Raw genomic sequence first — 21,929 nt, forward strand, 5'->3', positions numbered from 1 at the left:
CGCCATGTTATACCGGCACGACCCCGCGGAGAAAGGTCGGACGCAGTCCGCGTCCGGCGTGCGTTACAAAGCCATGGCCCGAGTCCTCGTCGTCGACGACGAACGCAGCTTGCGTCGCACCTTCGCCCTCTTCCTTCGTGACGATGGCCACGAAGTCGAGACGGCGGAGGATGTCGATCAAGCGCTGACAACGCTCGAGACCGACGACTTCGACGTCGTCGTCTCGGACATCATCTTGCCCCGCCGAAGCGGCGTCTCGCTGCTCGAGGCGATCGCCGAGCGCTGGCCGAACATCAAGGTCATCCTCGTGACCGGCGAGCCGACGGTGGAGACGGCCGCGAGCGCGGTTCGCTCGGGGGCCTACGACTACATCTCCAAGCCGGTCTCGAGCACCAAGATCCGCAAGGTCGTGGCCTCGGCGGCGCGGGTCAAGTCGCTCCAGGACGACAACCGGCGCCTGCAGGCCGAGAACGATCAGCAGCGCAAGGAGCTCGCGCGCCTCGTCGAGCTGCGCACCGCGGAGGTCCGCGACACCCGCGAGGCGCTGGCCTCGACGGAGGCGCGGATCAGCCGGATCGCCTCCAACATCCCCGGCGTGCTCCTCCAGTTCGAGCGTCGCCCCGACGGAGACTTCGCGTTCACCTTTTTGGCAGAGAGCGCCGAGCAGACCTTCGGGGTCGAGCCCGACGCGGTCCTCGCCGACGCGCGAGCCTTCCTCGATCTCATCCATCCCGAGCACCGCGACGACCTCGGCGAGTCGCTGGCCCGCTCGGCGGCGAGCTTGAGCCTGTGGACCTGGGAGGGGCGGCTGGTCATGCCCAACGGCGAGATCCGCTGGCTGCAGGCGCAGTCCCGGCCGATCCGCGAGGAGGACGGCACGGTCGTGTGGGACGGGGTCATGCTCGACATGACCGACCGCAAGGATCTCCAGGCTCGGCTGATGCTCTCGGATCGCATGGCCTCGATCGGCACCCTGGCCGCTGGCGTCGCCCACGAGATCAACAACCCGCTGACCTACATCCTCGCCAACCTGCACATCCTGGGCAAGCGCGCCGAGAAGGCGATCGTCCCCAGCGAGAAGCAAGACAAGGCCCGCAAGCTGCTGTGCTCCGAGGACACCCTCGAGCTGCTGCGCGAGACGGCCGACGGCGCCCGCCGGGTCCGCGACATCGCCCGCGACCTCAAGACCTTCTCGCGCTCCTCCGAGGAGACCCAGCCCGTCGACGTCCGCAAGGTGCTCGACTCCTCGGTGCGCATGGCGATCAACGAGATCCGCCACCGTGCCAAGCTCGAGCGCAGCTACGAGGACGTGCCCAAGATCCTGGCCAACTCCTCGCGCCTCGGCCAGGTCTTCCTCAACCTGATCGTCAACGCCGCCCAGGCGATCCCCGACGGCGCCGCCGACGAGAACCTGATCGAGCTGATCACCTGCACGGCCGCCGACGGCTGGGCCGAGGTCAAGGTCTCGGACACGGGCACGGGCATCCCCAAGGAGCTGATCGAGCGGATCTTCGAGCCCTTCGTGACCATGAAGCCCGTGGGCGTGGGCACGGGCCTGGGCCTGTACATCTGCCGCGACATCATCCAGGGCCTCGGCGGCGTCATCCAGGTCGACTCGCGCCCCGGCAAGGGCACCACCTTCATCGTCCGCCTGCCGCCGGCCCCCGAGGGCGCGACCGGCAGCCCGAGCAAGGAGCTCAAGCCAGCCCAGCCCGAGCAGACCGTGCCCCGGGCGACGATCCTGGTCATCGACGACGAGGCCAACATCGGGCGCAGCTTCGTGCGGACCTTCCCCGAGCACGACATCACCGTGGTCACCAGCGGGCGCGAGGGCATCAAGCTGCTCGACGACGGCCGCAGCTTCGAGCTGGTCTTTTGCGACATCATGATGCCCGACCTCACGGGCCGCGACGTCTACGAGCACATCCTCGAGCACCACGCCGCGATGGCCGAGCGGGTCGTGTTCATGACCGGCGGGGCGTTCACCGAGCGCGCCGCCGAGTTCATCGAGCAGATCCAGACCCGGCGCATCGACAAGCCCTTCGATATGGCCCTGCTCCAGCGGGCCATGCGTGAAGAGCTCGAAAAACACCGCCGCAAGGGCAACTGACGCCACCCCCCACCGACTGTCGTGACCACCCCGCCCGGCTTTGAACCCGGCCCGCTGATCCACGCCGGCTCCCGCTCGAGGATCCTCAGGGCTCGGCGCGAGGACGGGACGTCGGTCGTGCTCAAGACCCTCGACGAAGATCGTCGGGGCACGGCCGCGCTCAGCCGCCTGCGCCGGGAGTGGGAGCTGGCCAGCGACATCGAGCACCCCAACGTGATCCGCTACCTCGGCCTCGAGCTGGGGGAGGACTACGCGGCCCTGGTCATGGAGGACTTCTCGGCCCTGACCCTGGCCGAGCGCATCCCGCCGCAGGGCTTCGCGGTCGAGCGCTTCTTGGCGCTCGCGGTTCAGCTCGCCCGCGGGCTCGCGGCGATCCACGCCCGCGGGGTCGTGCACAAGGACGTCAAGCCGGGCAACGTGCTCGTCGACGAGGCCCTCGAGCGCGTCAAGTACATCGACTTTGGGGTCTCGGCGCGCCTCGACGAGGGCGGCGAGCTGACGGCGACGACCAACCGCCTCGAGGGCACGCTCGCCTATATCTCGCCCGAGCAGACCGGCCGGATGAAGCGCAGCCTCGACCGCCGCGCCGACCTCTACTCTCTGGGCGTCACCTTCTACGAGCTGCTGTGTGGGCGGGTGCCCTTCACCGCCTCCGAGGCCCTCGAGCTCGTTCACTGCCACCTCGCCAAGCTGCCCGAGGCGCCCCGCTCGCTGCGCCCCGAGCTGCCCGAGCTGCTCTCGCGGCTGATCATGCGCCTGCTCGCCAAGGCGCCCGAGGACCGCTACCAGAGCGCGCGCAGCCTGCTGCTCGATCTCCAGCGCTGCCGCGAGTCCCTGGCCGCGCACGGGAGCATCGAGGACTTCGAGCTCGGCCGCCACGACCACGGGGCCCAGCTGCGCGTGCCCCTGCGCCTGTTCGGTCGCGAGCGCGATCTCGCCGCGCTCGAGCGGGCCTGGGCGGCGGCGGCGTCCGGGCGCGCGAGCACGGTGCTGGTCACGGGCAGCTCCGGCGTGGGCAAGTCGGCGCTGGTCGGCGAGCTCGAGGAGCGCCTGCGCGGGCGGCCGGGCGTGCTGATCAGCGGCAAGTTCGGGCAGCTGGCCGGGCGCGCCGCCTACGAGGGCTTCGCCGAGGCCTTCCGCGGCCTCGCCGGGCGGATCCTCGGGGCGGGGCTCGACGACTTCGCCGCCTGGCGGGCGCGGCTGAGCGCTGCGCTGGCCAGCAACGGGCGCGTGGTCCTCGACGTCGTCCCCGAGATGGAGCCGATCGTCGGGGCGCTGCCGCCCTTGCCCGCGGTCGGCCCCGAGGAGTCGCAGCACCGCTTCAACCTGGTCTTTCGTCGCTTCGTCCGGGCCTGCGCCAGCGCCGAGCACCCCCTGACCCTCTTCCTCGACGATCTCCAGTGGGCTGACCCCGGGAGCCTGGCGCTGCTCGAGAACCTGGCCTGCGACGCGGATCAGGGCCACCTCTTGCTGATCGGGAGCGTGCGCGCCGACGAGCTCGACGTCGAGCACCCGACCCGCGCGACCATCGAGCGCCTGCGCGAGCGCGGGGTCAACATGCTCGAGCTCCCGCTGCGCGGGCTCGCCCTCGACGAGGTCGAGGCGCTGATCGTCGAGACCCTCGGGCGACCCCCGGAGCGCGTCCGCGCCCTGGCCGAGCTCGTGCTCGAGCGGACCGGCGGCAACCCGCTCTTCGTGCGCACCTTCTTGCAGTCGGCCTGGGAGGAGCAGCTGCTCGTCGCCGAGGAGCTCGCGCTGGTCGAGGAGCTCCCGAGCCTGTCGTGGCGCTGGGACGAGGCCGGGATGCGCGGCATGCAGGCCAGCGAGTCCGTGGGCGAGCTGCTCGCCCGGCGGATCCGCCAGCTACCCAAGGCCGCCCAGCACACCTTGAGCAGCGCCGCCTGCGTCGGGGCCTCGTTCACCTGCGAGACCCTCGCGGCGATCAATCAGACCAGCGCGGCGGCGACCTTGGTCGACCTCGAGGCCGCGCGCCACTCGGGCATGCTCTTCTTTGGCCGAGACGAGCGCTGGGACTTCGCCCACGACCGGGTCCGCGAGGCCGCCCACGCGCTGCTGCCCGAGCGCGTCCGGGCCGTCACGCACCTGCGCATCGGTCGGATGCTGCTCGCCAACACGCCCAGCGATCGCCTCAACGAGCGGGTGTTCGCGATCGTCGACCACCTCGACTATGGCCGCACGCTGATCGACGCGCCCGAGGAGCTCGTCGAGCTCGCGCGCCTGGCCAGCCTGGCCGGCTCGCGGGCGCACGGGGCCGCGGCCTACGCCAGCGCGGTGCGCTACCTGAGCATCGGCGTCGAGGCCCTGGCGCTGCTCGACCGCTTCGAGGACACGCCCGGCCCGACGCTGCGCGCGGCCTGGCGCGACCACCACGAGCTGAGCTCGCGCCTGCATCGGCAGCTCGCCAACGCGGAGTTTCTGATCGACGACGTCGAGTCCTCGCGGCGGCGCGTGGCCGCGGCCCTCGAGCACGCCCGCGGCCCGGCCGAGCAGGTCGCGCTCTACGATCTATTGGTCTTTCAGCAGACCATGGCCACGCGCTACGCCGAGGCCCTGGCGACCGGTCGGCGGGCGCTCGCGCTGCTCGACGTCCACCTGCCCGAGAGCGAAGACGGCGTGGATCAGGCCATCGCCCGGGCCCTGGCCGAGTACCGCGAGGGCCTCGCCGGGCGCTCCGTGGCCTCGCTGATCGAGCTGCCGAGCATGACCGAGCGCGAGACCATGGCGCTCGGCCGCCTGCTCGCAACGATGATGAGCGCGGCGCTGTCGGCCGACGTTCACCTGTTCCCGCTGATCACCTTGATGCTGGTCAACCTCAGCTTGACCCACGGGCTGCTGCCGGAGTCGAGCTACGGCTTCGCGCACCACGGGACCTTCGTCGGGGCGGTGCTCGGGGACCACGTCAGCGCCCACGAGTGGGGCAAGCTCGCCCTCGCGCTGGCTCGCAAGCAGGGCGACCTCGGCCAGGAGTGCCGGGTCTGCGACATCGTCGCGGGCTACATCCTGCCCTGGCGGATCCACGTGCGCGAGTGCGACAGCCTGCACGAGCACGGGCTGCGGGCGGGGATCGAGTCGGGCCAGCTCCAGTTCGTCGGCTACATCCGCTACCACCGCCAGCTCCACGAGCTCTTCTCCGGGGCCCCGCTGCCGCGCATGGCCGGGCAGCTCGCCGACGCCCGCGCCGAGCTCGAGCGCATCAACCACGTCTACGCGGCCAACGTCGTCCGCGGCCTGCAGCTCGTCGTCGCCAACCTGCTCGACGAGCCCGGGGGGGACGACGAGGCCCTCGCCGTCCAGTCCCGCGAGTTTCAGGTCGCGAGCCGCCAGGCCCAGAGCTACATCGCGCTGTGTGTGCACCAGATCTACCTGGCTCAGGCGCGCTACATCCACGGCGACCCGCTCGCGGCCCTCGAGGCGATCAACGCGAGCAAGGAGTTCGCGCCCTACGCCCTCGGTCACGTCGCGCTCGCGGATCGCAACCTCTACCACTCGCTGGCGCTGATCTCCGCCATGGGCGGCTTTGGCGAGGAGCGTCGGCGGCTCGCGCTGGTCACCATCGAGCACAACCAAGACCAGCTGCGGCTGTGGGCGCGCAGCTGCCCCGAGAACTTCGAGCACAAGTACCTGCTGGTCGCGGCCGAGCTCGCGCGCTGGGACGACGACCTGCTCGGGGCCCTCGACCTCTACGACCGGGCGATCGAGGCCGCCGCCGAGCAGGGCTTCGTGCAGGTCTACGCCATCGCCAACGAGCGCGCCGCCCGGATGTGGTTCGCCCACGGCAAGCGCAAGCTCGCCCGCCCCTACCTCGCGGCCGCGCTGACCAGCTACCGCAGCTGGGGGGCGCCACGCCGCGCTCGCCAGCTCGAGGCCGAGTTCCCCGAGCTGCTGCGCGACCTGCCCTTCTCCGAGCGCGCGCGGGCGGCCTTCGTCAGCTCCGAGATGTGGATCGGCTCGGGCAGCTCCCAGGCCCTCGATCTGGCCACGGTCACCCGGGCCTCGCAGGCGATCTCGAGCGAGATCGACCTCGACCGCCTGCTCGCCAGGATGATGCGGATCATCCTGCTCAACGCCGGGGCCAGCCGCGGGCTGCTGATCCTCCAGGCCGAAGACGGCCTGCGCGTCGAGGTCGCGGCCGACAGCGAGGACAGCATCAACCTCCACCAGCGCTACCCCCTCGACGAGGCCGAGCTCGCCCTGAGCATCGTCCGCCACGTGCTGAGCACCGGGGAGAACGTGGTCCTCGAGGACGCGGCCGAGCTCGGGGCGTTCACCGGCGACCCCCACGTGCTGCGCCGGCGCCTGCGCTCGGTGCTGTGCACTCCGATCCGCCACAAGGACGAGCTCGTCGGCGTGCTCTACCTCGAGAACGAGCTGACCGCCGGGGCGTTCACCGGGGCGCGCACCGAGGTCTTGCAGATCCTGCTCTCGCAGGCGGCGATCTCCCTCGAGAACGCGCGCTACTACGACGAGCTCAAGGCCCTCAACGAGGAGCTGCGCGCCCGCGCGGACGAGCTCGCCGAGTCCAAGAGCCAGCTCGAGGCCGAGATCGCCGAGCGCGAGCGCAGCCAGGCCGAGCGCATCGAGCTCGAGGCTCAGCTGCGCCAGTCACAGAAGATGGAGGCGATCGGTCAGCTCGCCGGCGGGGTCGCACACGACTTCAACAACCTGCTGACCACGATCATCGGCTCGACGGACGTGCTGACCAGCCGCGCGCGCAAGTTCAGGATCGAGGCCCCGGAGCTCGACGCGGCCATGGTCCTGGTCGATCGCAGCAGCGAGGAGGTCCGGGTGATCCGCGAGGCCGCCGAGCGCGGGGCGGCGCTGACCCGCCAGCTGCTCGCGTTCTCGCGCCGCCAGGTGCTCCAGCCCGAGCTCGTCGACCTCAACGACCTCGTCGCGCGCAGCGGCAAGATCCTCGAGCGCCTGCTCGGGGCCGAGTACGAGCTGCACATCGAGCTCGCCCTCGATCTCGGCCGGGTCCGCGTCGACCCCGGCCAGCTCGAGCAGGTCGTGCTCAACTTGGTGATCAACGCCCGCGACGCCAGCGAGCCGGGCAGGCCGATCCTCGTGTCGACCCGCGAGGAGCAGCTCCGCCACGCGCGCCCGGCCCAGCCTCAGACCCTGCTGCCGGGGCGCTACGTGGTCCTCGAGGTCAGCGACGAGGGCTCGGGCATGGACGAGCACACGGTCGCGCACATCTTCGAGCCCTTCTTCACCACCAAGGGCGTGGGCAAGGGCACCGGCCTGGGGCTGTCGACGGTGCTGGGGATCGTTCAGCAGTCCGACGGCCAGATCACCGTGGACAGCGAGCCCGGCGAGGGCACGCGCTTCGCGGTCTGGCTGCCCTGGGCAGAGGGCTCGAGCCAGGTCGCGCCGGCGCCCGAGCCCGAGGAGGTCGAGCCGAGCCTGGCCCAGGGCAAGGAGACGGTGCTCGTCGTCGAGGACGAGGCCCCGGTCCGGCGCACCGTCGAGCAGATCCTCCGGCTGCACGGCTACGAGGTCCTCGTGGCCGAGGACGGCGAGGCATGCCTCGAGCTGATCGCCGGCTACGACGGGACCATCGACCTCGTGCTCACGGACTTCGTGATGCCGCGCCTGGGCGGCCTCGACCTCGCCCACAGGCTGCGCGAGATCAGGCCGCAGACCAAGATCCTGTTCATGAGCGGGTTCACCGATGGCCAGCTGGATCAGGCCAAGGTCGCGGCCCTCGGGGGCATCGATCTGATCGAGAAGCCCTTCCGGGCGATGCAGCTGCTCGAGCGCGTGCGCGGGATGTTGGAGTCCTCGTGACAGCCGCGAGACTCCGCGGTGACTGTCTCGTGAAGTCTCTCCAGGCCCATCGTTGGGGCCACCGAATTGCGCGGGCGTGCAGGCACCACGTGCTGGACTGACCCAGGGGGCGCTGGCATCGTTTTTCAATGAACTGGCGCTCCTCTTCTGCTTTCATCCTCATTGGGCTCATGCCCTTGGCGGCGTGCTTCGACCCGAACACGTCCGCGGCCGAAGGCGCCGAGACGGGCTCGGAGGACGACGTGACGGCCGAGGGGACGCAGGGCGAGGGGGACAGCTCGTCGAGCGCCGGGAGCTCGGAGGAGAGCGCCGACACGAGCGAGAGCACGGTGACGGGCGACCCGGACGAGTGCGACGCGAGCTCGATCTGTGTCGATCCGGTGCCCGATGGCTGGAACGGGCCGGTCGCCCACGACGTGACCCCCGCGAGCCAAAACCCGAGCTGCGGCGAGGGCTACTCGATGACCGCGGTCACGGCCGCGAGCGAGCTCGATCCCGGGGCCTTCGAGTGCGGCTGCTCGTGCGAGGCCACGGGGGCGAGCTGCCCGACGAGCGGGACCTTGGAGATCTGGGATCTCGACGGCTGCAGCGGGACCCCGGATCACACCGTCGTGCTCAGCGAGGCCAACGCCTGCCAGTCGATCACCGGCAACTTGCCCACGAGCCTCTCGGACGACGGGGGCAGCTCCAAGCCCCTGGCCCTGGACTGGTTCGGCATGCAGCCCAGCGCGATCCTCGGGGGCACCTGTCAGGCCGAGATCAGCGCAGACATCGGGCCGGCGGCCTTCGAGGTCGAGTACCTGATCTGCGAGCCCGCGGGCAGCCTCCCGGCCTGTGCGATCTCCGAAGGCCTGTGCGCCCCCGTCCCGGCCTCGCCCCTCGAGCCCGGCGTGTGTATCTGGAAGGCCGGCGTGGAAGAGTGCCCCGCGGGCAGCTACAGCAACAAGGTCGAGATCTACGGCGGCATCGAGGACAGCCGGTCTTGCGAGGGCTGCGACTGCGGGGATCCGGTCGGCGAGTGCACGGCGACCATCAACCTCCAGGAGCTCGACGACAACGACTGCGTCGGCCTGTTCACCGTCAGCGCCGAGGACTGCACGCCCTCGGACACCGCGGACGTGGAGCTCGCGACCTTCAACCCGGGTGAGCCCGAGGCGAGCTGCGACGGGGAGGGCGTCGCCGAGCAGGTCGGCGAGGTCGCGGCGAGCGAGCCCTACACGCTGTGCTGCACCGACTGAGGGCGGGTCAGCGCGGCTCGTCCTCATCCGTGTAGGCGTCCGCGCTGGCGTCGAGGTTGTCGCGCAGCCGAAGGGCGGCGCGCGCGGGCCGAGGTCGGTCCGATGATGCAGACTCTCAGTCGACCGGGAGCGTGTGCGGCTCAAGGTAGACCCGCCCCGGCACGTGGCCGAGCTGACCCCAGGTGTCGTCGCCCCAGCAGGTCACGCGGCCGTCTTTGTGGCGGGCGCAGACGTGCTCCGAGCCGGCGGCGAGCTGCGCGACGTCTCCCCCGAGCTCGGGGACCTCCAGCCAGACGAGGGTCTCGCTGTAGGGGTTGTCGGCCCAGCAGCGCACGCCGCCGCGCTTGTCGAGGGCGCACAGCTTGGTGCCTCCGGCGACGAGCTGGACGACGCTGTCGATGCCGATGTCCTTGGGGGTCTGCGCCTTGTAGCTGACCGCCTTGACGTGGGAGCCGTCGTCGGTCCAAGTGGTCTCGGTCCGGCCCACCCAGCAGGTCACGCGCCCGTCCTTGCGCAGAGCACAGTCTTGGAAGTTGCTGCTGACCAGGTCGAGGGCCTGGCTGATCCCCGGGATCTTGGTGATCTCGCGGGGCGGGGGCTGCTGGTCCCAGAAGTAGTAGTCGCCAAAGCAGCCGACCTTGCCGCCGTCGTGGATGACGCAGGCGCGCATGTTCGCCGCGGAGACGGAGGTGGGCGCCTTGAGCTTGGACTCGACCCGGAGCGAGGCCACGTCCTTGCCGCACTGGAGCTCGCTGCGCCCGGACTTGCCGATGATCGTGCACAGCGGCGGCGGGCCAGCGGCGAGGTCGCGGACGTCGGTGTTGGTGATCGTCACGTTGAAGCTCGGCGCGGCCTGGGCGGAGCCGGCGGAGGAGGGCGTGGGCAGGGGCGAGGGCGAGGCCCCCGAGGTCGACCAGTTGCCGCACTGGAGCTGGCCGCTCTCGCCCAGGAAGCAGGCCTCCCAGCCGCTGGACATCGCGCGCAGGCCCTTGGCCATGGACGGGAGATCGATGGGCGTCGGGGTCGAGCCGACCTGGATGCCGAGCTGCTCGATCATGTCGGTGCCCCAGCAGCGCAGGGTCTGGGTGTCGTCGACGGCGCAGGTCGTCCGCCCCGAGGCGGCGAGCGAGCCGGCGCGCAGGCCCTCGATGGTGTTGACGTGGACGTCCTCGCGGCCCATGGCCTCGCCGCGGTCGAAGCCCCAGCACGAGATCGTGCCCGCGCGGGTGGCCGCGCAGCTGAGGTCTTCGCTGAGCGAGAGCGCGACCACGCCCTCGAGGCCGACGACCGGGGTCGGGGCGTCGCGCATGGTGGCGGTGCCGTCGCCGAGCTGACCGTAGACGTTGCGGCCCCAGCACTGGACCTTGCCCTGGGCGTCGATCTGGCACTTGTGGCTGCGCGAGGACTCGAAGCTCTGGACCCCCGGGTTTCCGCCGACCTCGCGCATGGCGAGCTCCTCGCCGCGCAGCAGCGAGAACAGGTCGTGCTCGCTGCACATCACGCGCCCGTCGCTGCGCAGCACGCAGAGGTTGTTCCAGCCCGAGAGCATGATGTCGACGGCCTCGTGGAAGCGGCCGACCTCCATGGTGTCGGGGAAGTCCTGGTCCTCGGAGGGCGGCTGGTGTGTGCCCCCGGTCCCTGGCGGCGCGTTGAGCTGGACGTTGTAGCGGTGCCAGTCGGAGACCGGCTGTCCCCAGCACAGCACCTCGCCCTGCGCGGTCAGGCCACAGCCGAGGCTGTCGCTCGCGGTCACGGCGATGACGTTGTCGAGGCGCTGACGAGGGATCCCGTAGTCGTCCACGCCCCAGCACCACAGCGCGCCGCCCTCGAGCAGCGCGCAGGACTGGCCGTCGCTGATCTCGATGTCGACGGCGTGCTCGATGCCCGGGATGTCATAGAGGTGGTGGGCGCCCCAGCGCGCGGCGCCCCAGCAGCGCACGCGCCCGCCCTCGACCACGGCGCAGCCCAGCGAGGAGGCCGTCGACACCTTGGTGGCGTCGTGAATCATCGCCAGGCGCGAGGCCGGGCCCCACTTTCGGGTCGAGTTGAAGTCGAGGGGATCCGTCGAGGGCTGGGCCGGGAGCTCGCGCAGAGCCATCTCCGCGGCTGGTCCGCGCCCCCAGCAGTAGACTCCGCCGGTGCGCTCGACGGCGCAGCCAAACTCGGACTCGATGGCGATGTCGACCCAGCGCGGGCCGAGGCTCGCGCCCTCTCCATCCTGGACCTGACCGGCGGCCTCCGGCGCCTGGAGATCGCCGCCGTCGAGCGCGGTCGCCTGGCCGATGTCGGCGGTCGGCCGGTGCTTGCAGGCGACGAGGGAGAGGGCTGTGCCGAGCCAGATGAGGCCGAGGCGGCGGGTCATGGGGCGCATGCTAGAGCGGCGATAGTTCGGGATCCACGCCTGGGCACACGCGCGAAGCTGTCGCAGGTGAGGGAAAGGCGCATGTGGAGTGAGAGACGGCCATGGGAAAATCGCTCATGGAGGGAGCTGACGCTGGCGCTGGTCGCCGTCGCAAGGATCTTCCTGGTGGGAGTGAAGCTTCGGTATGGCCGCCTTCGCTCGCTTCAGGACGAGCTTGGCTCTCGGTGCCAACCGGACATGACTGTCCGGTCTTGGTTTACAAAACGTGCACACAATCCCACCGATATATCGGTGGGCTTGAGTCAGTCACGCCATCCATGGATAATTTTCCCGCTCGATTTCGGTGCGAGCGTCGGCTTGACCATGCTGGATCGACTTCAACTCTTCCACGACATTTCGGTGGCCTTCGATCGCAGCGCAAACCTCCGGACTCTGCTGCCCCGGCTGACCCGCGCACTCCACCGAAATATCGCTGTCGTCGAGGTCGAGATCGCCGAGCTGGATCCGAGGCGAGACGCGGTGATGATCCGGGCGCTGTGTCCGAGCACCGGCCAGCGCTGGACCCGGCAACGCTCGTCCCGCTTCATCGAGCGGCAGGAGGTATCGGCGCCCGAATTCACCGAGGATTCGGTGGGGATGCCACGCATCAGCCTGGCCGAGGTTAGGGCGCAGGTTCGCGTCCCGGTGGGGAATTACGGGCTCCTGAGCGTGCTCCTCGAAGATCCCGTGGACGAACTCGTGGAGGATGAGGGCCTCCAGGCGCGCCTGCTGGAGGCCCTCGAGGCCGGCTCTCGAAAGCTCGTGTGGCTCGCACGCACGGCGGCGCAGTGCCGAAGGAGTCACCGAAATATCGGTGATCTCCAACGCGCCATCGGTGAACTCGAGCGTGCCGAGACTCCCTCCGAGCCCCCTGCCAGCGCTCCGCAGGTTCCTGCCCTCGATGCCAAGCCTGAAGATACCGAAATTTCGGTATCTTCAGATTTACCTTCACGAGACCTTCAGACTCTAGACGCGGCGATCGTCGAGTGCATCTCGAGTGCGCTTCGCGCATCAGCGGGGAAAATCTACGGAGAAGACGGTGCAGCGGCCCTTCTAGGGCTAAAACCCAGCACACTCCAGAGCAAGATGCGAAAGTACAATATTCAGCGCCGGCGTTTTACCGGGACGTAAATCTGTCGGTATGCTTAAGATTCTCTAAAGGTTGTCGGTTCAGCTTGGTGGTCATGTCCGACCCCAAAGCCCCACCCCCCTCCTTGACCCGGCGCCGTGTGCTCCGCGGACTCGGGACTGGCCTCGTGGCCGCCCCCATCGTTCACCTCCTTGGTTGCACGGATGACGGCGGCGCTGGCGATGGCATCGCCTCCGACACCGGTACTGACGGAGATACATCAGACTCCAGCGGTGACACCGAGACCGGTGACACCACTGACGGAACCGGAACCAGTGACGCTGGTACCGAGTCCGATACCGAGGGCACCACGACCGACACCTCTAGCGAGTGTGGCGGAGCCGCCGACGCCTGGGCCATGGGCGGCACCGCCGCGATGGTCTCCAAGGCTTGCTACCCCGATCCCTTCGAGGAGTACGAGAACGCCTGCCTGCTGATCTGCGAGACCACAGAGGGTCCTTGCACGGCGGACACGGCCGTACGCGAGGACATCAGCGACGGTTGGACGGGCCTGCCCGTTCGCCTGTGCCTGCGCTTCGTCTACGAGGACACCTGCGAGCCCATCGAGGGCGCGTCCATCGAGATCTGGCACACCCAGCGCACCGGCGTGTACTCGGGCGTCACGCCCAGCGGCTCGTTTTGCTACGGCGACGACGCGGACGCGGAGAACTACCTCTACTTCCGCGGCACGCAGGTCACGGACGACGACGGCCGGGTGTACTTCGATACTTGCTACCCCGGCTGGTACTCGAGCCGCGCGGTTCACATCCACTTCCGCGTGTGGCCCGAGGGGCTCGAGGGCTCGGTCTACACGACCTCGCAGCTCTTCTTCACCGATGAGCTGAACGAGGAGATCTTCGACTCGCACCCCGAGTACTCGGAGTTCGGTCAGCCCGACACGGTCAACACCACCGACAACGTCATCGGCGGCGAGGAAGACATGACGCCCTACCTGCTCGATACCGAGCGGATGACCGACGGCGTGATGCTGGCGTGGAAGCAGATCGGCCTGCGCTCGGCCGACGGCGAGGCCTGTCAGGCCGAGGGCGCCGGTGGTGGTGGTGGCGGCGGCGGCGAAGGTGGCGGTGAGCCTCCTCCCTGATCGTTAGCGATTGTGCGAGGCTCAGGCGGTGAGTGAAGGGATCCTACTCATCGAGGACGATCTCGAGCTGGGTCGTCAGGTGGTCGAACGCCTGCGCCAAGCCGGTTACACCGTCGCCTGGTGGCGACGAGGGCGACGCATCGAGCGAGAAGAGCTCGCGGGCGTCGCCCTCGTCATCTTGGACGTGATGCTCCCCGAGGTCGGGGGCATGGAGATTCTTCAGGATCTGCGGGCGAGCTCCGAGGTCCCGGTCTTGGTACTCAGCGCCCGTCACGACAGCCGTGACAAGGTCCAGGCGCTGCGCCTGGGCGCCGACGACTACATGACCAAGCCCTTTTGGCCCGACGAGCTGATCGAGCGCGTCCGGGCCCGCCTGCGTCGCCCGGCGCTCCAGCGCGGCGACGTGATCGAGCACGGGTCGCTGCGCATGGACCTCGCCGTCCCGGAGGTCCGCATCGGCAACGAGCTGATCTCGCTCACGCCCACGGAGCTCGCCTTCCTCACCGCCCTGGCTCGGCGGCCAGGTCAGGCGCTGACCCGCGAGTGGCTGGTGGAGAACGTGCTGGATCCGGAGCGCGAGGGCTCGGCGCGGACCTTGGATGTCCACGCGTCGCGGCTGCGCAAGAAGCTCGGTGACGCGGTCGCAATCGAGACCGTGTGGGGGATCGGCTATCGCCTGGGAAGGAAGAGCGAGGAGGAGCCTTGAAGCTGCGCCTGCGCTCGCGCCTGGCCCTGGCGACGCTGACCGTCACTGGCCCGCTGATCATCGGGCTCTACGTCGTCGACGCTCGCTTTCGCCATGACGCGGCCGAGCGCCTGTTGGCCAGCTCGACGCGGCTGCACGTGTCGGAGGAGCGCAGGCGCTGTGAGGCGGACCCCGGGGCTTGGGGCGGCAATCCGGTGGTCCCGCTGATCCACGAGGGGCCGATGCGCGAGGGACCTGGGCCGGATCGTGACGGCCGGCGAGGCCGTGGCGGCCCGCCGGATCACGACGGCCCGCCGGATCACGACGGCCCGCCAGGCGATGACGACTGGCGAGATCACGACGGCCCGCCAGGCGATGACGACTGGCGAGATCACGACGGCCCGCCAGGCGACGACGACTGGCGAGATCACGATGGACCGGCGGACCACGACGGTCCGCCGGGCGGGGATCGGGAAGACTACGACGACCTGCTCAGGAATGACGGCCCCGGCCCCTTTCGAGACGGGCCACCCGAGCGCAAGCAGCGACGCAAGGGCCTCGGCGGGCTCAAGGACATCCTCACCGAGCTGTTCTCGGATCGACCCCACGGAGAGCCGCCGGTGCTCTTCCCCTACGACGCGCAGCTGGGCTCGCTCGATCCCGAGGCGCCGCCTCTCGATCCCGAGCTGCTCGCGGGCTTCGAGGAGCGCTCCTTCGTGAGCGTCGACGAGACCCTGCTCAACGATGACGTCCTGGTGCTCGTGAAGATGTCGTGGTCCGAGGGGCCGTGCGCGGTGATCCTCGCCCAGGGCACGACCTCCGCCGGCTGGCTCGGGGCGATCTTGCCGGCCAAGCCGATCTGGCTGCTCCCGGTCCTGGCCATGCTCGCGGCGGTGCTCGTGGCCTCGGGGCCGATCCTGCGGCGGATCCGTCGGCTCGCGGACCTCGTCCAGCGCTCGGCCTCGGCAGGCTTCGCCGAGCCCGTCGAGCTCGACGGCCGCGACGAGATCGCCGAGCTCTCGCGCGCCTTCTCTGCCGCCGCCCGCGAGGTCCGCAACCGCTTCGCCGAGAGTCAGCGCCGCGAGCTGGCGCTGCGCGAGTTCGTGGCCAACACCACTCACGACGTGATGACGCCGCTGACCGTGCTCGCGGATCACATGACGACCCTCGACGAGCAGCTGCGCGCCGGCGAGCGCTGCGAGCGGGAGACCGTGAGCGCGGCCATGGACGAGGTCCACTACATCGGCTCGATCCTCTCCAACCTGGCGATCGCCGCCAAGCTCGACGCCAGCGAGCCCATGCGCCTCGACGAGCCCGTCGATCTCTCGGCGCTGATCAACCGCGTCATCGCGCGGCACCGGACCATCGCCAAGCAGCGCGACATCTCCCTCGACGCCAGCGAGCCCGAGGAGCCGGTGTTCGTGCGTGGGGACGTGACGATGATCGAGCAGGCGGTCAGCAACGTGGTCCACAACGCGATCCGCTACAACCGCCCCCACGGCCACGTCGCCGTGTTGCTCGAGCGCCTGGCCGAGGAGCGGGTTCGGGTGCGGGTGATCGACGACGGGCCAGGCGTGCCCGAAGAGCAGCTCGAGCGGCTGATCGAGCGGGGGGCGCGGGGAGACGAGGCGAGGACGCGGGCGCCGACCGGCCAGGGCCTCGGCCTGGCGATCGTGTTTCGGGTCGCGGCGCGCCACGGCTTCGCGCTCGAGCTCGGGCGCGCGGACCAGGGCGGCCTGCGCGTCGATCTGATCGCGGATCGAGCCACGCCCGAAGATGTCGCGGTCTAGGAGCCCGTGGTGGAACCCAGCGCGGCTCCTGGCGCCGGGTTTTTCGTCGAGGGCGCGAAGCCAAAACGCCGCTGTACCGGGCGTACTGCAAGTTTTGGCGACAAAGCCTTCGGCGAAAAGACCAAGCCAGGTGTCGTGTTGGGTTTCACCACGGGCTCCTAGGAGCCCGTGGTGGCACCCGGCGCGCGGGCGGCCGGGGTCGCCTCAGCGCTGAAAGGCGAGGTCGTCGGCCAGGCGCGCGCGCGCAGCCTCGAGCTCTCGCTCGCGCCGGGCCGCGTCCCAGCCGAGGACCGCGGCCATGGCGTCGGCGAGCGGCTCGATGGCCGCGGCCGCGCTCAGACCGTAGAGCGGCAGGCGGGTGCGGCGGTAGAGCATGTCCTCGAGGGTCGCGGCGCCCTCGCGCTCGACGGCCCAGCGGACCTCACCGCTGACGCAGGTGGCCCCCTCGAAGAGCGGCTCGGCGCCCTGGGCGAGGACCTGCTCGGCCTCGGCGCCAAAGAGCCGGGCGAGGCGGGCGGAGGTCACCTCGTCGAGGCCGTGGCGCTCGGCCAGGCCCGCGGCGAGGGCAGGGAGGTCGCCGTCGAAGTCGCCGCCGGGGAGCGGGCCCTCTTCCTCCATGCTGATTGTGGGCAGCTCGCGGCCGAGGCGCTCGGCGACGGTGCCGAGCACTCGCCGGGCCATGCCGCGGTAGCCGGTCAGCTTGCCGCCGGCGACGGAGATCACGCCCAGAGGGCCCGTCAGCAGCTCGTCGCGACGCGACAGCTCCGAGGGGTTCTTCTTGGTCGGATCGGCGATCAGCGGGCGCAGCCCGGCCCACGCGCCGACGACGTCGCCGAGGCCCATGGGCCCGGTGTTGAAGTGGCGGGGGATCGGCTCGAGCAGGTACTCGACGTCCTCGCGGGTGATCTGCGGCCAGATCTCGGCCCCGGGCTCGTAGGTGGTGTCGGTCGTGCCGATGTAGACGACCTCGCCGCGGCGGATCGCGAAGATCCGTCGCTTGTCGGCGGTGTCGAGGACCAGCAGGTTGCGGACCGGCAGCTTGCTGGCGGGGATCGAGATGTGGATGCCCTTGCTGAGGTGGAGCAGGGGCGCCGCGTCGGGGTTCTCGTACTTCTGGAGCGCCTCGACCCACGGCCCGGTGGCGTTGACGATGACCTTGCCCTGGACGGTGACCTCGGCGTTGGTCAGGGCGCAGCGCAGCTCGACGCCGGTGGCCCGGTCTCCGCTGCGCAGCAGGCCGACGACCGGGGCGTGGTTGATGACCCGCGCGCCCGAGGCCACGGCCGCGCGCATGTTGGCGATGACCAGGCGCGCGTCGTCGGTCAGGTACTCGCGGTAGGCGAGGGCGTGGGGGAAGCGCTTGCGGTCGAGGGCCGGCTCCTCGTCGGCGAGGGTCGAGCCGCTCCACGCCCGGTGGATGTCGCGGGACTCGACGGCGCCGAGGCGCTCGTAGGTGGTCACCGCCAGGCGCAGGCTATAGAGCTTGGTCCGCCCGCCCATGGGCATGACCATCCAGCGCGGCTCCGAGAGGTGCGGCGCGAGCTTGTAGATCTCCTTGCGCTCGAGCGCGGTCTTGCGGACCAGGTTGATCTCGCCGCGCTCGAGGTAGCGCAGCCCGCCGTGGATCAGCTTGGAGGACCGGCTCGAGGTCCCCGAGGCGAAGTCGGCGGCCTCGATCAGGGCCACGCTCAGCCCGCGCAACGCGGCGTCGCGGGCGATGCCGGCGCCAGTGATGCCGCCGCCGATGACCACGAGATCGAATTGCTCGTTGGCCATGGCCTCGAGGGTGGCCTGGCGATCGAGGGTGTCGAGCTTGGGCGCGCTCACCCCAGCACCTCCGCCATCTGCTCGAGCAAGAATGCGTTCTCCTCGGGCAGGCCGATGGTCAGGCGGAAGTAGGGGTCGTAGCTGAAGCCGCAGGCCGGCTCGAAGATCTTGATCAGGATCCCGCGCTGGGCCAGCTTGGCCTTGAGCTCGGCCCCGCGCCGGCCGTCGGTGAACCGGCAGAGGATGAAGTTGACCTGCGAGGGGAAGGCCTGGATGCCGTCGAGCTCGGCGATGCCGGCGTAGAGCTGCTCGCGGGCCTTGGCCGTCACCTCGCGCACGAAGGGCAGGTGGTCGGGGTCCTCGAGCGCGGCCACGCCGAGCTGCTCTTGCAGCGTGCCCAGGCGGTAGTCGGTGATCTGCTTCTCGAGGTCGTGGACGAAGCTGGGCTTGGCCAGCAGGTAGCCGATGCGCACGGCGGCCAGGCCGTAGGCGAAGCTGAAGGTCCGGCTGACCATCAGGTTCTGGAAGCGGGGGACCAGCGAGGAGAACACCCCGTGCTGCTCGGGGTCGACGTACTGCACGTAGGCCTCGTCGATCCAAAAGCGCGCCTCGGGGAAGCGCTCGAACAGCGGGATCATCTGGTCGCGGGTGACGAGCACGTTGCCCGTGGGGTTGTTGGGGTTGACGATGTAGACCAACCCCGGCCCGCGCTCGAGCCGACGCTCGAGGCGATCGACGTCGAAGCGGAAGTCGTCGCCGGGATCGAGGGGCAGCATGTCGACGTGCATGCCGCCCTCGGCCGCCTTCTTGGGCACCTTCGAGTAGGTGAAGCGCGGGGTGATGATCGGGAAGCCGGCGCGGCTGACCGCGTGGCGGAGGATCCGGCGCGGCGAGTCGAGCACGCGGCGCTTGAGCAGGTAGGGGATCGCCTGCTTGAGGATCGGCCCGGTCCCGTTGTGCAAGAACACGTTGTCGGGCTCGACCCCGTCGACCTTGGCGATGGCCTGGCGCAGCGGCGCGTTGTCGGGGGTGCCGTAGTTGCGCAGGTCGGTGCGCGAGGTGTAGCGCTTGAACACCTCGAGGCAGCGCTGGGGCGCATAGGTCCCGTCGTTGAGGCCGAGGTTGAGCGGGAGCTCGACACCCTCGGGCGCGTTCACACGGTCTTGCTTCGGGCTGTACATTCCTGATCTTGGCGACGCCCGGTCGGGCGAGGCGGCGCCATGAAAGCACTTTGCAGCGAAACCCTGAACCGCTGCGCCGAGCGCTGCGAGTGACAACGGTCAAATTGACCGCGCGCGTGTGTTTGTGGGGCTTTGCGGAGAGAGTGATGAATCGCCGCGCACGCACCCGCGCACCTGCGGAGGTCGTGAACGGTCTTCACCGCGAAGCCTCGCGCGGAGCTGCGCGCTGACGTTGCGCGCGCCTCGTCGATCGCTCGCGTCTGCTGCGCAGCTCGAGGCGCGTGCGCTCGAACTCGCCGCTCTCCCGAACTCGCCGCTCTCCCGAACTCGCCGCTCTAGAGGGACACGCGCCGACTCTGGGACGCGATCGGCCTGGCGGCGGCGACCCGGGCGAGCTCTTCGATGTCGTCGGCGGCGACGAGTGCCGGGGGCGCGACATTGCGATCATGGCCGGCATCGTCGAGGGCCTCGAGGCCGGCCACGGTCAGCAGCGCGCCGGGGACGATGGCCAGCAGCGGCGCGTGTAGCAGCAAGGTCAGGGGCAGCAAGAGCAGGGCGAAGATCGCCAGCTTTCCCGGGCGTCGGCGGCCGCGTGCCCGCTTCGCGGTGGTCGAGGCGCGCGGGGTGCTGTGTCGGCGGTCGGGGTTCGTCACGGCTGCAAAGCTGTGTCGGCGGCGAGCATGCGCAACCCCGGCGCGCGCGAGGATTTTCGAGGGCGACGATGCCCCCGAAGTCGGCCGCGAAAGATCAGCGAGTGACCGGCGGGCGGCGACGACTCTATCCAGTGGCAACTCGAAACATGGCGATTTGGCGATGGCTCCATTGCGAGCACGCGCCTCGACGCTTTTGAATTTTGTGATAGATCGACTACGTGTTGTTGCCGTTGGAGTTGTCATCATGAGTGCGCCCGCACAAAAGCAAGCCGAGGCCGAATTCGACGATCTTCTGGGTCAACTAGCCAATGAGTTGGCCATGACCCCAGCCGCAGAGAGCGCGGTTCAGCTCGTTCCCGAGCCAGAGCCCGATCCGAGCGTCCACATCGCGTCCACCGGTTCGATGGCCGCAGACGCGGCGGCCGCCGCTGCTGCCCGCGGACAGGCCCAATCCAGCAATACGGTCAAGATCGTCGCGATCCTCGCCGCTTCGGTCAGCGCAGTCGCCATCGCCGCGCTGGTCGTCCTCGGCAACCCTGGGGTCGAGACCGGGACCCAAGCCGCCGCTGGGCTCGCGGTCGCCTCCGCCGAGGTCGACGAGGCCGAAGAGGCCGCGCGCGTCGCCGCCGAGGAGGCCGAGGCTGCGCGCCTGGCCGCGGAGAAGGCCGAGGCCGCGCGCATCGCCGCGGAGAAGGCCGAGGAAGAGCGGATCGCCGCGGAGAAGGCCGAGGCCGAGCGCCTCGCCGCCGAGAAGGAAGCCGCGGAGAAGGCCAAGAAGCGCCGCCGTCGCTCGACCAAGTCCACGAAGTCGACCAAGTCGACCAAGACCACCGTCACGCCCTCGACGTCATTCGAAGACCTCTAGTAGATCTCTAACGACGGCGCCTCGCGACCACGCCGCACTCCATGTGCTCGGTGTAGGGGAATTGGTCGAATAGCGCGAAGCGAACCCCCTCGTGGGTCTCGCTCAGGCTGCGCAGGTTGGCGGCGAGGGTCTTGGGGTTGCAGGAGATGTAGATGATGGTGTCGTAGGCGGACACCATCGCCAAGGTCGCGTCGTCGAGGCCCGCGCGCGGCGGATCGACGAAGACCGTGCGCAGGTCGAAGCTCCCCAGTGGGCGGGGGAGCCCGGCCAGGCGCTTGAATTCTCGCACCCCAGCCAGGGCCTGGGTGACCTCCTCGGCGGACAGGCGCACGAGCTCGACGTTGGTCACGGCGTTGGCCTCGAGGTTGTGCAGGGCGGCCCGAGTCGAGTCCCGCGCGACCTCGGTGGCGATCACGTGGTCGAAGTGCGCGGCCAGGGGCAAGCTGAAGTTGCCGTTGCCGCAGTAGAGCTCGAGCAGGTCACCGTCGAGCTCGCGGGCCGCGGCGCAGGCCCACTCGATCATCTTGGTGTTGACCTCGGCGTTGGGCTGGGAGAAGGCCTGCTCGTACTGGCGGTAGTGGTAGGCGCGGCCGTCGATGACCAGGCGCTCGGTCACGTAGTCGCGGCCGACGACGAGCTTTTGCCGGCGGCTGCGCCCGACGATCGAGATCTCGAGCGCCTCGGCGAGCGCGGCGGCCTCGGCCTCCCAGGCGTCGTCGAGCTTGCGGTGGTAGATCAGCGTCACGCAGGTGTCGCCGGCGAGGGTGCTGAGGAACTCCACGCGGAACAGCCGGCGGCGCAGCTCGCCGGTCTGGAGGCGGACGAGCAGCCGGGGCATGAGCGCCTGGATGGTCGCGCAGGCCACGGGGAAGTCGGTGATCTCGATCGGGTTGTTGGACTCCCCGGGGGGGAACATCGCGTAGAACAGGCGCTCGCCAGCGTGCCAGGCCCGAAACTCGGCGCGCATGCGGTAGCCGCTCGGCCGCGAGGGCACGATCGTCGGTGGGGGCAGGTCGAAGGGGGCGAGCAGGGCCTGGACCTCGGCGCACTTGGCCGCGAGCAGCTCGGGGTAGGCTTGGGGGTCGACGAGCTTCGCGGTCATGGGGTCCTCGCCGCCCTCAGCGGCCGAAGGGCGGATGATAAACCCCTTCCTCGGGCCGACCGCATCGCGCTCGCTCCGCGCTCGCGGGGAAGACCGAG

The 21,929-nt window shown here is 70.0% G+C and carries 13 protein-coding genes; 8 read left to right on the forward strand and 5 right to left on the reverse strand.

The features are described 5' to 3' along the window. The first annotated feature begins 4 nt into the window (after positions 1–4). From G6O69_RS18075 to G6O69_RS18085, 3 genes are all read left to right on the forward strand, one after another. Positions 5–2,110, forward strand: a complete 2,106-nt coding sequence (locus tag G6O69_RS18075; protein ID WP_172304748.1) for a response regulator — start codon at positions 5–7, stop codon at positions 2,108–2,110. Positions 2,111–2,131: 21 nt separating this feature from the next. Continuing rightward, entirely contained in the window at positions 2,132–7,918 is a 5,787-nt protein-coding gene (locus G6O69_RS18080; protein WP_172304749.1) for an AAA family ATPase, read from the forward strand. 170 nt (positions 7,919–8,088) lie between these two features. Then, entirely contained in the window at positions 8,089–9,156 is a 1,068-nt protein-coding gene (locus tag G6O69_RS18085; protein WP_172304750.1) for a hypothetical protein, read from the forward strand. Between the two features lie 115 nt (positions 9,157–9,271). On the opposite strand, the gene G6O69_RS18090 is transcribed toward G6O69_RS18085, so the two are convergent. After that, on the reverse strand, positions 9,272–11,518 hold the full coding sequence (locus G6O69_RS18090; RefSeq protein ID WP_172304751.1) for a hypothetical protein: 2,247 nt from the start codon (positions 11,516–11,518) through the stop codon (positions 9,272–9,274). Between the two features lie 297 nt (positions 11,519–11,815). Between G6O69_RS18090 and G6O69_RS18095 the strand changes: the two genes are divergently transcribed. The 4 genes from G6O69_RS18095 (at position 11,816) to G6O69_RS18110 (ending at position 16,263) form a co-directional block, all read left to right on the forward strand. Then, positions 11,816–12,688 carry a hypothetical protein gene (locus G6O69_RS18095; RefSeq protein WP_176396526.1) on the forward strand — a complete coding sequence of 291 codons (873 nt, stop codon included), beginning with the start codon at positions 11,816–11,818 and terminating at the stop codon, positions 12,686–12,688. 125 nt (positions 12,689–12,813) lie between these two features. Then, entirely contained in the window at positions 12,814–13,788 is a 975-nt protein-coding gene (locus G6O69_RS18100) for a protocatechuate 3,4-dioxygenase (protein WP_346017060.1), read from the forward strand. Between the two features lie 28 nt (positions 13,789–13,816). Next, positions 13,817–14,494 (forward strand): response regulator transcription factor, encoded by a 678-nt coding sequence (locus G6O69_RS18105; RefSeq protein WP_172304753.1) that lies wholly within the window; start codon positions 13,817–13,819, stop codon positions 14,492–14,494. After that, on the forward strand, positions 14,491–16,263 hold the full coding sequence (locus G6O69_RS18110) for a HAMP domain-containing sensor histidine kinase (RefSeq protein ID WP_172304754.1): 1,773 nt from the start codon (positions 14,491–14,493) through the stop codon (positions 16,261–16,263). The genes G6O69_RS18105 and G6O69_RS18110 overlap by 4 nt, the downstream gene beginning before the upstream one ends. A 204-nt stretch (positions 16,264–16,467) precedes the next feature. On the opposite strand, the gene G6O69_RS18115 is transcribed toward G6O69_RS18110, so the two are convergent. The 3 genes from G6O69_RS18115 to G6O69_RS18125 form a co-directional block, all read right to left on the reverse strand. Continuing rightward, complete coding sequence (locus G6O69_RS18115) at positions 16,468–18,090, reverse strand: glycerol-3-phosphate dehydrogenase/oxidase (protein WP_172304755.1); 1,623 nt, start codon at positions 18,088–18,090, stop codon at positions 16,468–16,470. Continuing rightward, a complete protein-coding gene (locus G6O69_RS18120) occupies positions 18,087–19,187 on the reverse strand; it encodes a histidinol-phosphate transaminase (RefSeq protein WP_172304756.1) in 1,101 nt (366 codons plus the stop codon). The genes G6O69_RS18115 and G6O69_RS18120 overlap by 4 nt, the downstream gene beginning before the upstream one ends. 359 nt (positions 19,188–19,546) lie before the next feature. Next, entirely contained in the window at positions 19,547–19,864 is a 318-nt protein-coding gene (locus G6O69_RS18125) for a hypothetical protein (RefSeq protein WP_172304757.1), read from the reverse strand. A 244-nt stretch (positions 19,865–20,108) separates the two neighbouring features. Between G6O69_RS18125 and G6O69_RS18130 the strand changes: the two genes are divergently transcribed. Then, positions 20,109–20,729: a hypothetical protein gene (locus G6O69_RS18130; RefSeq protein ID WP_176396931.1), complete on the forward strand. Its 621-nt coding sequence runs from the start codon at positions 20,109–20,111 to the stop codon at positions 20,727–20,729. 7 nt (positions 20,730–20,736) lie between these two features. Here G6O69_RS18130 and trmA read toward each other — a convergent pair whose 3' ends face one another. Further along, the gene (gene trmA / locus G6O69_RS18135; RefSeq protein WP_172304759.1) at positions 20,737–21,831 is read right to left on the reverse strand and encodes a tRNA (uridine(54)-C5)-methyltransferase TrmA; all 1,095 of its coding nucleotides are present in this window, start codon (positions 21,829–21,831) and stop codon (positions 20,737–20,739) included. Between the last annotated feature and the right edge of the window lie 98 nt (positions 21,832–21,929).

It is taken from the genome of Pseudenhygromyxa sp. WMMC2535 (genome assembly GCF_011083025.2).

What these genes read in the sequence shown, in the direction of transcription:
- G6O69_RS18130 (WP_176396931.1), top strand. Translation starts at nt 20,109, where the DNA reads ATGAGTGCGCCCGCACAAAAGCAAGCCGAGGCCGAATTCGACGATCTT.
- G6O69_RS18075 (WP_172304748.1), top strand. Translation starts at nt 5, where the DNA reads ATGTTATACCGGCACGACCCCGCGGAGAAAGGTCGGACGCAGTCCGCG.
- G6O69_RS18085 (WP_172304750.1), top strand. Translation starts at nt 8,089, where the DNA reads ATGCCCTTGGCGGCGTGCTTCGACCCGAACACGTCCGCGGCCGAAGGC.
- G6O69_RS18090 (WP_172304751.1), bottom strand. Translation starts at nt 11,518, where the DNA reads ATGACCCGCCGCCTCGGCCTCATCTGGCTCGGCACAGCCCTCTCCCTC.
- trmA (WP_172304759.1), bottom strand. Translation starts at nt 21,831, where the DNA reads ATGACCGCGAAGCTCGTCGACCCCCAAGCCTACCCCGAGCTGCTCGCG.